The following is a 12,082-nucleotide window of genomic DNA, read 5'->3' on the forward strand; positions in this document are numbered from 1 at the left end:
GTGGGGCTTAGCGTTTGATGACGCGGCGCAAGTCGCTTTTGAAATCACCGCGGTCGACGATTTGCCGACGCCGATCAGTAAAGGCCGCTCTGCAGCTTGGGTCAAATGAGAAGATCTGCTTTCCTTTGCACATTGAGTTGAACTGAGCCCGGCCTTGAAATTTGCCGTGGGGACCAGTCCGTCTTGAGGTGCCGAAAATCGAGCCTTTCCGGCGCGGTACTACCTCTAGTGGTTGTAGAACTTGGCGAGCGTGCTAGACCACCCGCGCGTATGTGAAAAAGGCGCTTCGGGGGATTGAATGAAAATTTGCATGATCGGAGCGGGCTATGTGGGCCTCGTTTCGGCGGCGTGCTTTTCCGACTTCGGTTGGGAAGTGGTGTGCGTCGACAAGGATCAGAAGCGTCTGGAAGACCTGAAGGCGGGCCGATCGCCGATTTATGAGCCCGGCCTCGAAGCGTTGATGGAGCGCAATACGAAATCCGGACGTTTGGTGTTCACCGACGACCTCGGGCCCGCCGTCGCAAATGCCGACGTCGTGTTTCTTGCCGTCGGCACACCGATGCGGCGCGGCGACGGTTACGCCGATCTTTCATACGTCTTCAATGCGGTCGAAGAAGCTGCGCCGTTTCTCCAGGGCTTCACTGTCGTCACGACGAAATCTACGGTTCCCGTTGGCACCAGCCGCGAGATCGAGCGCCGGCTGAAGGCTGTGCGGCCAGATGCGGAAGTCGCTGTTTGCTCGAATCCGGAATTTTTGCGCGAAGGTTCGGCGATCCAGGATTTCATGCATCCCGATCGCGTTCTCGTCGGCACTGACGATGCGCGCGGACGCGAGGTGATGGAACGCCTTTACAAGCCGCTGGCATTGCGCGGGTCGCCTGTCATGTTTGTCGATCGTGAATCGGCAGAGCTTGCGAAGTATGCGGCGAACGCCTTTCTCGCTCTCAAGATCAGCTTCATCAACGAAATTGCCGATATTTGCGAAGCCGTTGGCGCGGACGTGCAGGAGGTTGCCTCGGCCATCGGCAAAGATCGCCGCATCGGAGACAAGTTTCTGCATCCCGGCCCCGGCTACGGCGGTTCTTGCTTCCCGAAAGACGTATCGGCTCTGATCCGGACAGCGCGCGAAGCCAAGGCTCCGGTTTCGATCATCGAGCAAGTCGATCGCGTCAATCATGAGCGAAAGCTCGCGATGGCGCTGCGTGTCGAAGCCGCGGCGGGCGGCTCAGTGAGAAACAAAACAGTTGCCGTGCTCGGCGTCACGTTCAAACCGAACACCGACGACATGCGCGATGCGCCAAGCCTTGTCATCATTCCGATGCTTCAGGAGCGTGGCGCGCAAATTCGCGTGGCGGATCCGCAAGGCCGTCACCAGGCCGAGCCGCTGCTGCCTGGAGTTGTATGGTGTGCGGACGCGCTGGAAGCTGCCGAAGGCGCGGACGTGCTGGTCATCATCACCGAGTGGAACGAGTTCCGCGCCGTCAATCTCGATGGTCTCAAAGCGCGCATGTCCGGCTCCACGATCGTCGATCTTCGGAACGCTCTCGACGTTTCATCGGTCGAGCGCGCTGGTTTCGCCTATTCCGGCATTGGGCGCGGCAGGCGAGTTTCCGACCGCACCTAGAGCTATCAGCGAGCCGCACTCGGGTTTCGATCGCAACTTGCCCATGCACCGAAGCGTAGATGCCGCGCTTCGGTTTGCTTGCCTATGCTAGTCGGCGCGTTTCCTTTGAGTTGCCTAGGCCAGCCTCGCTAGCAAACGCTTCTCCTGGCTGCTTTTTCATCCCTCACGACGACCTCGCGCAAGGTTCAGACTGCAGGCTCTCGCGATCGCGCGCGGGGGAATCGACTTTTTATGGCAGCCACGAAAACAGCCGATAGCGGTCTCAACATCGTCTTCGGGCAGCGGGATGCGGGTCTCGCGATCGGCGTCGTCGCAATTCTGGCGATCCTTTTCCTGCCGCTGCCGTCCTTCCTGATCGACGCCGGGTTGGCGCTTTCGATTGCGCTGTCGATTCTGATCCTGATGGTTGCACTTTGGATCCGGCGGCCTCTGGAATTTTCCGCGTTTCCAACGATCCTCCTGATCGCGACGCTGCTGCGCCTCGCCCTCAATGTTGCTACGACGCGTCTCATTCTCTCGCACGGCGCTGAGGGGCCGTCAGCCGCTGGTCACGTCATCGAAGGCTTTGCGCAGTTCGTTATGGGTGGCGATTTCGTCATCGGCGTTATCGTCTTCATCATTCTCATCACGGTCAACTTCGTCGTCATCACCAAGGGCGCGACGCGTATCGCTGAAGTCGGCGCACGCTTCACGCTCGACTCGCTGCCCGGCAAGCAGATGGCAGTCGACGCCGACCTTTCGTCTGGCGCGATCGACGAAAAGGAAGCGATCCGGCGGCGCAAGGAACTGGAAGAAGAAAGCCAGTTCTTCGGCGCGATGGACGGCGCGTCCAAGTTCGTACGCGGCGACGCCATTGCGGGCCTGATCATTACAGCCGTGAACATATTCGGCGGCATCATCATTGGCGTGACGCGCCACGATCTGCCGTTCGACCGAGCTACCGATACCTTCGTGAAGCTCTCGATCGGTGACGGCCTCGTGACGCAGATGCCAGCGCTGATCGTGGCGCTGGCCGCTGGTCTTCTCGTTTCGAAGGGCGGTACGCGCGGCTCCACGGAAGGCGTGATCGTTAGCCAGTTTGGCAATTATCCCCGCGCGCTTGTTCTCTCAGGCGGCGTTATGGGCATTCTCGCGCTCGCGCCCGGCCTCCCGTTTCTGCCGTTCGCAGCGATTGGCGGACTTCTTGGATTCGTCGGAGTTGGGATTACACGGCAGCGGGCTGCGCTGGCCGAAGCGGACGCCGACGCGAAATCCGCGAGCCAGGTTCAGTCGCCCGAAGAACAGTCAAAGCAATCCATCCGCGATCAGCTTCGCACAACGGAAATCGAAATTTGCTTTGGCAAGCAGATTTCCTCCGTGCTCATGCGTCAGTCCGGCGATCTTCCGCAGCGGGTTGCGAAGATGCGGCGTAAGTTTGCGAAGCAGTACGGCTTCGTCGTTCCGGAAATGAAGCTGACGGAAGACCTCTCCGTTCCGCCGAAGAGCTACCAGATCAAGGTTCATGGAACTGTCGTCGCGAGCGCGGAACTTCGCCTTGGCGACGTTCTGGTCGTTGTTGGCGACGGTCCGAAGCCAGACACGCCAGGCGACGAGACGCGTGAGCCGGCGTTTGGCATGAAGGCCATCTGGGTGCCGGACATCTTCACGAACGCATTGAAGCGCGATGGCTTCGTACCCGTCGAGAATACGTCGGTTCTGCTCACGCACATAGCGGAAGTCATTCGCAACAGTCTCGCCCAGCTTCTATCTTATCGCGACTTGCGTTCGCTGCTTGACCGGCTCGACCCTGAGTATCGCAAGCTGCTGGACGAAATTTGCCCGGCGCAGATTTCTCATTCGGGGCTTCAGAGCGTCCTCAAAATGCTGCTCGGGGAGCGCATCTCGATCCGCAACTTGCATCTCATTCTCGAAGCCGTGGCCGAGATTGCTCCGTTCACCCGTAAGGCCGAGCAGATCACCGAGCATGTTCGCATGCGTCTTGCAGCGCAGATTTGCGGCGATCTCAGCGAGGGCAATTATCTCAAGGTGGTCCGCCTCGGCAACCGCTGGGAAACAGAGTTCCATCAAGCGCTGCGGCGTGACGCTAAGGGTGATGTCATCGAATTCGATATCGACCCGAGACTGATCGAGCAGTTCAGCGGTGATCTCAGCCGTGTCATTCAGCCGTTGATGGATGCCGGGCATCAATTCGTTCTCGTAACTGCGGCGGATACTCGGCCCTACGTCCACACGGTTACCGAACGACTTTACGGAACGCTGTCCGTTCTTTCGCATCTCGAAATCAGCCGCGGCGTTCAGATTCAATCGCTCGGCTCGGTTTCATGAGCGAACTGACTCAGCAGACCATTCTGGTGCCGCTGATCGTCTTCTGCCGCGTCGGTGCTTGCTTCATGGTTCTGCCCGGAATCTCAAGCGAACGCATCCCAATGCAGGTTCGCTTGTTCGTGGCGATCGCCGTCGGTCTTGCGCTCACGCCGCTCGTTTACGATCAGGTGTTCCCGATCACCGGCGGTCCCGCCAGCGGGCTTCTGGGCGTCATCGTGTCGGAAACGCTTGCTGGAGCGTTTCTCGGCTTCATGGTTCGCATCTTCTATATGGCGCTCGAATTCGCGGCAATCGCGATGGCGAACCTCGCAGGTTACGGCTCGGCATTCTCGCACGCTGTCGAAGGAAACGATCCCTCGACGCCCTTTTCTGCATTCATCACGCTGCCTGCTGTAACGCTGTTTTTCATCACCGATCAGCATCTCAACATCATCGCGATGCTGCAAAGTTCGTTTCAGGTTTTGCAGGTGGGATCGGGTTTCGCGCTGCCGCCCGATCTGACGATGATTGTTACGACATTCGGCTCAGCGTTCCGGCTGACACTCCAGCTTAGCGCAGCTCTCGTCATCTATTCTCTGATGGTGAACCTCGCGTTCGGGTTCTTGAATAAGATGATCCCGCAAATTCCGTCGTTCTTCGTATCGACGCCGTTCGTTGTGTTCGGCGGTCTCGTCATTCTTCTTCAGATCGACAAGTCGATGCTGGAAATTTTCTCCTCGCTCGTGCAGCAGGCGATTAATAATTTGGCGCGAAATGGCTAGAACAGCGAAGAAGCTCAAACGTCTTGCCGATGTCTTTCATGACCTCGAAACGGTGGAGCGCGCGCGCGTCGGAGCTCTGACTCGAGAGATGAATGGGTTGCGCGAAGCACGCGACGATCTTTTCCGAAGCCTGGAAAATCCCTCTCCCGTCAACGCGCTGTTCACCGCGCTCCTTTCCAGCCGGGTGGTGCGGATCGAGCGCCAATTGAAGCGAGTCAGCCTTGAGCATGAGGTCGCGTTAAAGCGATATGCCGAGGCCGCAGCTCGGGGCCGAAGCGCCGACCAGCTTTTTCGCGATGCCCGAGCCGAAGAAGACCGCAAATCGGAGCAGGCCGACCTCGAATCGCTACTCGAATTTCAGCAGGGCAACGCCGCGCAAGGCCGGGGTAAGTCTGCGGGGTCAAGCTGATAGGAGACGTCTAGCGCGAGCGAACACCTCCTATGCCTGGAACACTGCAACCTTTGCCCAATCTGTCCGCCTGGAAAGCCCAGGTATCGATGGGTCCGCGTGCATCGGTTGCAACCGAGCAGGCGGTTAAAAACATCCGCGCGGCTGATCTTTCCCGGACCGAACACGCCGGAGACGCCCGCGCCAAAGACGCTGGCGAGAAATTTGAGGCCATGTACCTGCGCCAGATGCTCGAAGAGTGTCTGCCGAAGGATTCCGAATCGCTTTTTGGCGAAGGTACGTCCGGAACGGTGTGGCGATCGATGCTCGCCGATAGCCTGGCGACGACGCTGGCGAAGAGCGGCACGATCGGACTCGGGAAAATGGTCATCCAGGCCGAAAACAATCCATCCAAGGACAAATAGAATGAGCGCCGCCGCATTCCAAAGCAGCAAAGCCGATCCGGGAGTTCTCGCGCGTGGTGTGCCGCTGCGCGGTGGCGTGCCCGTTAACGGGCTGCGTTCGACGCCAGTACCCCGTAGCGCCGTCGCGGATCCGGACGGCGCGCGCGCGCTCGTTACATCCATCATCCATCGCATCGAAGGTTATCTCGACGAAGAAACTGAAGCGTTGGACAAATCTTTCAAGTTCGATTTCAAAGCGTCGAACGATCGCAAGAGCCAAGGCCTTCTCGATCTTAATCAGGCCCTGCGCCGTTTGCAGCCAGCCGACATCAACGGCGATCTGCAGCTTCGTTTGACCGTCTTTCGCGAAAAGCTCGCGGTCAATCTCAGAAAAATTCGTCTGCATCTCGATGCCGTCAAGGAAATCTCGGCGATGCTTTCGGACGCCATTCAGAATGCAGAGTCTGACGGCACATATACGCGCAGCATCAATCCGTACCGGAATAGCCCGTGATTCGGATGATTCTGCTCAGTTTCGTCGCCTGTCTCTCGACGCTCGGCGGCGTTTACGGGGCGATGGCCTTGAAGACGCACACGGGCAACGCCGAAAAAAGCGGAGAGCCGGTGAAGCTGCAAGCGATGAAAACGCCGATGGTCAGCGTGCCCGTTCTCGAAGATGGACAGGTGCTGGGATACGTGGTGACGCGGCTGCAATTCACGGCCGACTCCACTCTCGTGAAAGCGAGTTCAATTCAGCCTGAGGCATTCGTTGCCGACGAAGCCTTTCGCTACATCTACGAGACGACACCGAAAGACATAAAGCTGGGTCAGAAACTCGCGCTGCGAGATTTCTCGGCGCGCGTCGTTTCGGGGGTTAATCAGCGGCTGGGTCGCGAGGTCGTCAAGGACGTACTGGTCGACAGCTGGAGCTATCTTTCCAAACAAGACATGATGAGAAACCATGGAAGCGGTCAATAATCCTTTCGCATTCGACGCCGTTCTGCGCCAGACAGCAGCGGCGGCCGCACGCAAGTTTCGTTCGGAGGAAGCTTCGCGCGAAAGCGCGCCGCCCGCGGCATCATCTAACGGAAGCGTTGCGGCCTTTTCGGTTTTTGCGGGGCTCGGCGTCATATCGGCCGTCATTTTCGCGACCGGCTACTCTGCGCTTCTCTCAGACACGCCCGCCGTCTGGATTCATCGATTGATGGCTCTGACGGTCGCGCAAAGCATCATCATCGCGGCTGTTGCGATGAAGCTGCTGCCGCTTGTCGAACGGCGCCACTTTTCGGTGCGTATTCTCTCTGGGACGGTGCCGCCCACACAACGCGTTCTGCAGCAGTCGGCCGCTTTCGAGCAACCGCCTGCACCGCCCGTTCTGCCGCGCCAGCCCATGGTCGGCGGAACACTTTCAGGACGCGAGTATCTTTCCTACGACGATGGCTCGGTCGAAATCGACACGCTCGTCGGCCGACGGCGGTTTGTTTCCATCGAAGCGGCGCGAGAATTTGTGGGGACTTAGCACTCAGCTGGGTTCAATTCATGTGCGACGCTGGATTTATTCGGATATCGCCATATCGGCCTGCGATTCCGATAAATTTATCTTTTCTTAATCCAGGACAATCGGCGCGGCGGCCTGATATATTGGACGCCGACGCTCGTTTCGTCGACTCGCATGACCCGGCATTTCACGACAATGTCGTCTTCTGGAATTTCGAGAAAGAATTCGATTTCCACCGCCGTCGGGTCGGCCACTTTGATCCGCGCGCCTGCGTCAGAAATATCTATAATGTGCCCAGGAATTCGTACGCCGCCAGAATTGGCTACGACGGCCGCTTTGAAGACCATTCGCCGCCCAAACTGACGCCGATCTGGCCCTTTTTCGATACCCAAGTCACGCCCCCGCGCCATTCCGCAGCGCGCTGCTATTCCCGCGCGCCGATTCGAATATATTTTTCTAACGTGATTCCATCGGCAAACGCACGCCTGTCACTCAATTTGGTCATAATTTAAAAGGCGCCGATTCTCCCCTTTAGCGTTTGGGCGTCCAAATTGGCTAATTCAACATTAATACATTTTAGCCAAAGTGACGAAATCGACGGACCAACGGCCACGGTGTGGCTTTGGGGCATGATGCCAATCCGTTGTAGCCGGGCCTATCGGCATTCCGTGTTCAGGTTGGAATTCTATAGTTCGGATCTTGCTTTGACTGCCTTAGCAGGCAGGCCGGTATAGCGAGCGGGATTCGTTCGGAAATAACCACATGGCATATAACGTCGAAGGGCTCGCCAAGAGCTCCAAACCAGTCAAGCGGCCACGGCAGAAGGCATCCAAGCCGCCCTATCTCAGCACCTCATGGGGTGCCGCTGCTTTTGCCGCCGCTGTCGAGCACCTCGGGATGGTCTCCATCACCGACGCGAGCGGCCGTATCCTGCACGTCAACGACGAATTCGTACGCCAGAGCAAGTACGACCGTGACGAGTTGATCGGACAAACGCACGCGATCCTCAAGTCGCCGCAACATACAAGCGAGTTCTGGGCCGACGCCTTCATGGTGTTGGCAGAGCGGGATGTCTGGCGTTCCCCGGTGATGAACCGGGCGAAAGATGGCTCGTTCTATTGGGTCGACACAATCATCTCGACGATGCGCGGCCCGAAAGGCGCCCTCAAGGGTTATCTATCCATCCAAATCGATATCACGACGGCTGTCGGACGGCATGTCGAGTTGCAAGAGCGGACAGAACTGCTCCAGGCCGTGGTCGAAACCTTTCCCGGCGGGCTTACGGCGTTCGACAAGAATAACCGCATCATTCTTTGCAACAAGAAGCAGCGTCGGCTCCTCGAATACCCTGACGAGTTATTTGAAGGCAATACGACACTCGAACAGCTTTACCGCTTCAATGCAGAGCGTGGAGAGTATGGCCCCGGGAACGTTGATGACTTGGTCCGTGAAAGATTGGGCCGAGCATCCAAACGTGTTGCACATAGCTTCGAACGGCAACGTCCGAACGGTACTTACCTTGAAATTCGCGGCACGCCGCTGGCGCATGGCGGATTTGTAACCGCGCATATCGACATTTCAGATCGCAAGCGCGACCAAGAGATGATCGGGCGGCTTGCCAATCATGACGCGCTGACGGGCCTGCCCAACCGCACGCTCTTTTTAAAGCGCGCGCGCTCAGCGCTGGAACATCTCGGACACGGAGAGATGCTGGCACTGCATTGTGTCGGTCTCGATCGGTTCAAGATTATCAACGACACGCTGGGACATCCGACAGGGGACGCCATCCTCAAGGCGGCCGCGCAACGGCTTGCAAACCTCCCCGGCACACATGCTGTTTCTCGCCTTGGCGGCGACGAGTTCGGCATAATTCAGGTCGCACCAAATTCGATTGAAGATGTTGCCGCAATGGGCAAGGCCATCATTGGCGCCTTGGCGGAACCCTTCGAAATTGGTTCCGAAACCGTGGCGGCTGGCGGCAGCGTCGGCATCGCGATTGCGCCTGGCGACGCGAGCAATGCTGAACAGCTGATGGTGAACGCCGACACCGCTCTTTATCGAACCAAATCTATCGGACGTGGCTCGTTTGGCTTTTTCGAGCAGACGATGCATGAGCGGCTGCAGGCTCGCCATACCATTGCAATGGGCCTGCGCGAAGCGATCGCAAACAGCAAATTCGAGCTGCACTACCAGCCGATCGTCAACGTCAACAGCCGCAGAATTGTTGGGTGCGAGGCGCTCATCCGATGGTATCACCCGAAGCGCGGATTGGTGCCTGCATCCGAATTCATTCCGATTGCGGAGGAAGCCGGTTACATCGAGCAGATCGGTGAGTGGGTGCTGAAAAGCGCATGCGCCGAGGCTTCACGGTGGCCGGATAACATTTGGGTTGCGGTGAATGTTTCTGCTGTCCAGTTCCTTGGGCCGAACCTCGTGCAGCAAATCGTCGACGCATCGCGCAGCATGTCGCTATCGCGGCTTGTTCTCGAGATTACGGAATCCGTGCTGATCAAGGATCGTGATCTCGCAACGACGACGCTCAATCAGCTAAAGAAGCTCGGCGCAAGGATCGCAATCGACGACTTCGGAACCGGCTTTTCGTCGTTGAGCTATCTGCAAAGCTTTCCATTCGACAAGATCAAGATCGATCGATCGTTCGTTTCGGATATTTCCAACCAGAAGCGCTCCGCGACCTTGCGCCGTTCGATCATTCAGCTCGGATACAATCTCGGTATGACGAGCGTGGCGGAAGGCGTCGAAACGGAAGCGCAGTATGCCAAGCTGCGCTCAGAAGGGTGTGTTGAGGCCCAGGGCTTTCTGTTTTCCCGACCGATTCCTGCGGCTGCGGTCCGCGCTCTCATTGCGAAGTCACAATAGCCATGCTGAATACTTTGCGAAAAACATTCGAACCATCCAAACGCGTCCAGCCGTCCGTCAACGCATCTGCGACGGCCGTGGAGCCTTTAGACGGAAACTCTCTGTTCGAAGCCTTGGTTTGCGAGTTGCATTGGACGGCGCTGCAGATTGGCGCCGTTGCGAGCGCGATGAATGCCGCTCTCGCGTTCAAGCGGCCTTGGATGCTGCGCTCATGTTCCAATCTGCTTCCGGTCGAGTCGCCGTTGGTCCGCTCCGCCCTCAGGTCTTGGCGTGACATTGCTCTGCCGCCAGAGCCCGGAGCCGCGATCAATCGGATCTATCTCGAGCTTTTGGACGCGCGAACGGTGGCGCTTCCGCTGGTACTTGGCGCGGGGAATTTCGTCGCTCCCGCTGTCTCTATTGATCGGCTCGAACAGCTCACGATGGCTTGGCGCAAACTCGCCGAGGATTGCCGCGACGCGGTTCTTGCTCTCGAACCCGAGACGCGGTGGCGGCTTGATGGCACTTATACGGGCAATGCGCTCGTGCTTGGGAAATTTCTCAAAGAGGTGGCGGCTGGCGCCCACAGTTGCATCAATCGGCAAGGGGAAGTCGCTCTGCCCATTCTGCCGCAACGGCGACGGTCGCGAACTTACAATCTGTCCCGTCCGTGCAAAGTGACTGCGGAGGATGCCATCGCCGTCGGCCGCACGATGAGCATTTCAACGAACGGCATCGATTTCGTCTGCCCTCGAGCGTTCCGAACTAAAGAGAGCGTACTGATCGAGCTGCAAAACGGACGAAAATTTCCAAGTCTGATCGCATGCGCAAAAGCCGGAAAGACAAGCGCGCGCTTCGATCAGCCGCTTTCGGAAAATGATCCGCTGTTTACGGAAAGCTGATTAGCTCGATCTGCGATCTTGTTTTTCGACGTCAGGCGACATCGTCAACTTCGGACTTGACGCAGTTTCGTCCGGCGGCCTTCGCCTCATAAAGTTTGCCGTCCGCACGATCGATCAGCGTTTCCGGGCTGTCGTCCGGTCTCATTTGCGCGACGCCGAACGACGCCGTTACGGTGCCAATCGGCTTGCCCGTGCGATGGTGCATCCACCGCTTGCTTTCGAGCCCTGCGCGAAGTTGCTCACCGAGATTTACCGCACCGAGCAGTTTCGTCTGGGGCAGGAGCACAATGAACTCCTCGCCTCCGTAACGCACTGCCGTGTCCCGGCCCTTGATGCTTTTCGAAAGCAGCTCTCCGAAGCGGCGAAGAATTTCGTCGCCCACGGCATGTCCGAATGTGTCGTTGATCTTCTTGAAATGATCGACGTCGGCCATGATGACAGACAGCGGCTCGTTCGCTTCCATCGCGAGGCGCACTTCCCGTTCCATGTTTGCCTGCAACCAATGGCGGTTCTTGAGCGACGTGACCGCGTCGATCATGCCAAGCCGCTGGCTTTCGTTGAGATTGGCGCGGAGCTTTTCGATTTGCGTTTGTGACTGACGCAAGCGCCCGTTCAGAACGTCGACTTCACCCCGGAAGCGTGCATTCTCATTGATCAAGCGTTGAACGACAGCCCTGATCTGCTCCGGCGACGTCAACGTCGGGAGATTGCGATTGACGCTCGCCAGGGCATCGGAATGGGATGAGCTGACTTCGAGATGCTGCTGCAGCAGGGTGACCAATGACGATACTTCGTCATCCAAGTCCCTGCCGACTTTGTCCAAGCGCTGCGATTGAGCTTTGTTGTCTGCTCTGCGCGCCATTTCATTGCCGGTGAAGTACTGCCAAGCTCCGACGGCAAAACCAAGCAACCCGACCGACACCAATCCGAACAAGGCCGCGATAGCAATGGGGTGAGAACCGAGCCGAATGATGCGACCACGCGAGTCGACTTCCGCAATTCGCCAGCTCACGTCTGACCAGGGGGAGAGGGCCGCCACCTCGCCGCCGGTTCGCATGTACATTATCCAAAAGACATACGTCGCGCAGATTATGAGAACGCTAGACAACATGATCATTGCGGAAAGAGGCACATGCCTGGATACGGCTTGCATCATATCGCCCTGCTTCGATCGATGATTTCGAAGGCCACGCCCATTGCGAACCGGCTGTAACGCCGTGTTCTCGTGGCCGGGTTTGAACTGGGATACGCCAGCTCGCGCGCTCCCCAGACCTGCTGAAAGCGCGCGCGGCCGCGCTACTTCATCAGACTACGGACTGGTTAC

Annotated in this window: 12 protein-coding genes; 10 read left to right on the forward strand and 2 right to left on the reverse strand. The window is 58.0% G+C overall.

Translation table 11 applies throughout. The features are described 5' to 3' along the window. Window positions 1-298 precede the first annotated feature (298 nt). The 8 genes from DLM45_RS06635 (at window position 299) to DLM45_RS06670 (ending at window position 7,021) form a co-directional block, all read left to right on the forward strand. Window positions 299-1,624, forward strand: coding sequence for a UDP-glucose dehydrogenase family protein (locus DLM45_RS06635; RefSeq protein ID WP_181336388.1), 1,326 nt, complete (start codon window positions 299-301; stop codon window positions 1,622-1,624). Window positions 1,625-1,855: 231 nt separating this feature from the next. Continuing rightward, window positions 1,856-3,949 (forward strand): flagellar biosynthesis protein FlhA, encoded by a 2,094-nt coding sequence (gene flhA, locus DLM45_RS06640; RefSeq protein ID WP_181336389.1) that lies wholly within the window; start codon window positions 1,856-1,858, stop codon window positions 3,947-3,949. Next, window positions 3,946-4,710 (forward strand): flagellar biosynthetic protein FliR, encoded by a 765-nt coding sequence (locus DLM45_RS06645; protein ID WP_181336390.1) that lies wholly within the window; start codon window positions 3,946-3,948, stop codon window positions 4,708-4,710. The genes flhA and DLM45_RS06645 overlap by 4 nt, the downstream gene beginning before the upstream one ends. Next, on the forward strand, window positions 4,703-5,119 hold the full coding sequence (locus tag DLM45_RS06650) for a hypothetical protein (RefSeq protein WP_181336391.1): 417 nt from the start codon (window positions 4,703-4,705) through the stop codon (window positions 5,117-5,119). The genes DLM45_RS06645 and DLM45_RS06650 overlap by 8 nt, the downstream gene beginning before the upstream one ends. 32 nt (window positions 5,120-5,151) lie before the next feature. Then, window positions 5,152-5,523, forward strand: coding sequence for a rod-binding protein (locus tag DLM45_RS06655; RefSeq protein WP_246317193.1), 372 nt, complete (start codon window positions 5,152-5,154; stop codon window positions 5,521-5,523). A gap of 1 nt (window position 5,524) precedes the next feature. Continuing rightward, complete coding sequence (locus DLM45_RS06660) at window positions 5,525-6,016, forward strand: hypothetical protein (protein ID WP_181336392.1); 492 nt, start codon at window positions 5,525-5,527, stop codon at window positions 6,014-6,016. A 5-nt stretch (window positions 6,017-6,021) separates the two neighbouring features. Then, window positions 6,022-6,480 carry a flagellar basal body-associated protein FliL gene (locus DLM45_RS06665; RefSeq protein WP_181338213.1) on the forward strand — a complete coding sequence of 153 codons (459 nt, stop codon included), beginning with the start codon at window positions 6,022-6,024 and terminating at the stop codon, window positions 6,478-6,480. Further along, window positions 6,464-7,021: a hypothetical protein gene (locus tag DLM45_RS06670; RefSeq protein ID WP_181336393.1), complete on the forward strand. Its 558-nt coding sequence runs from the start codon at window positions 6,464-6,466 to the stop codon at window positions 7,019-7,021. The genes DLM45_RS06665 and DLM45_RS06670 overlap by 17 nt, the downstream gene beginning before the upstream one ends. Before the next feature lie 77 nt (window positions 7,022-7,098). On the opposite strand, the gene DLM45_RS06675 is transcribed toward DLM45_RS06670, so the two are convergent. Next, a complete protein-coding gene (locus DLM45_RS06675; protein ID WP_343062250.1) occupies window positions 7,099-7,410 on the reverse strand; it encodes a PilZ domain-containing protein in 312 nt (103 codons plus the stop codon). 352 nt (window positions 7,411-7,762) lie between these two features. Here DLM45_RS06675 and DLM45_RS06680 point away from each other — a divergent pair, with 352 nt between their 5' ends. Together DLM45_RS06680 and DLM45_RS06685 are read left to right on the forward strand one after the other, a co-directional pair. Then, entirely contained in the window at window positions 7,763-9,877 is a 2,115-nt protein-coding gene (locus DLM45_RS06680) for a sensor domain-containing protein (RefSeq protein ID WP_181336395.1), read from the forward strand. 2 nt (window positions 9,878-9,879) lie between these two features. Further along, complete coding sequence (locus DLM45_RS06685) at window positions 9,880-10,758, forward strand: PilZ domain-containing protein (protein WP_181336396.1); 879 nt, start codon at window positions 9,880-9,882, stop codon at window positions 10,756-10,758. A 31-nt stretch (window positions 10,759-10,789) separates the two neighbouring features. Here DLM45_RS06685 and DLM45_RS06690 read toward each other — a convergent pair whose 3' ends face one another. Next, entirely contained in the window at window positions 10,790-11,815 is a 1,026-nt protein-coding gene (locus tag DLM45_RS06690; protein WP_246317194.1) for a GGDEF domain-containing protein, read from the reverse strand. Window positions 11,816-12,082: the final 267 nt, after the last annotated feature.

The organism is Hyphomicrobium methylovorum (genome assembly GCF_013626205.1).
Taxonomy (GTDB): Bacteria; Pseudomonadota; Alphaproteobacteria; order Rhizobiales; family Hyphomicrobiaceae; genus Hyphomicrobium_B; species Hyphomicrobium_B methylovorum.

What these genes read in the sequence shown, in the direction of transcription:
- DLM45_RS06645 (WP_181336390.1), top strand. Translation starts at nt 3,946, where the DNA reads ATGAGCGAACTGACTCAGCAGACCATTCTGGTGCCGCTGATCGTCTTC.
- DLM45_RS06690 (WP_246317194.1), bottom strand. Translation starts at nt 11,815, where the DNA reads ATGCGAACCGGCGGCGAGGTGGCGGCCCTCTCCCCCTGGTCAGACGTG.
- DLM45_RS06685 (WP_181336396.1), top strand. Translation starts at nt 9,880, where the DNA reads ATGCTGAATACTTTGCGAAAAACATTCGAACCATCCAAACGCGTCCAG.
- DLM45_RS06670 (WP_181336393.1), top strand. Translation starts at nt 6,464, where the DNA reads ATGGAAGCGGTCAATAATCCTTTCGCATTCGACGCCGTTCTGCGCCAG.
- DLM45_RS06680 (WP_181336395.1), top strand. Translation starts at nt 7,763, where the DNA reads ATGGCATATAACGTCGAAGGGCTCGCCAAGAGCTCCAAACCAGTCAAG.
- DLM45_RS06635 (WP_181336388.1), top strand. Translation starts at nt 299, where the DNA reads ATGAAAATTTGCATGATCGGAGCGGGCTATGTGGGCCTCGTTTCGGCG.
- flhA (WP_181336389.1), top strand. Translation starts at nt 1,856, where the DNA reads ATGGCAGCCACGAAAACAGCCGATAGCGGTCTCAACATCGTCTTCGGG.
- DLM45_RS06665 (WP_181338213.1), top strand. Translation starts at nt 6,022, where the DNA reads ATGATTCTGCTCAGTTTCGTCGCCTGTCTCTCGACGCTCGGCGGCGTT.
- DLM45_RS06675 (WP_343062250.1), bottom strand. Translation starts at nt 7,410, where the DNA reads ATGGCGCGGGGGCGTGACTTGGGTATCGAAAAAGGGCCAGATCGGCGT.
- DLM45_RS06660 (WP_181336392.1), top strand. Translation starts at nt 5,525, where the DNA reads ATGAGCGCCGCCGCATTCCAAAGCAGCAAAGCCGATCCGGGAGTTCTC.
- DLM45_RS06655 (WP_246317193.1), top strand. Translation starts at nt 5,152, where the DNA reads ATGCCTGGAACACTGCAACCTTTGCCCAATCTGTCCGCCTGGAAAGCC.
- DLM45_RS06650 (WP_181336391.1), top strand. Translation starts at nt 4,703, where the DNA reads ATGGCTAGAACAGCGAAGAAGCTCAAACGTCTTGCCGATGTCTTTCAT.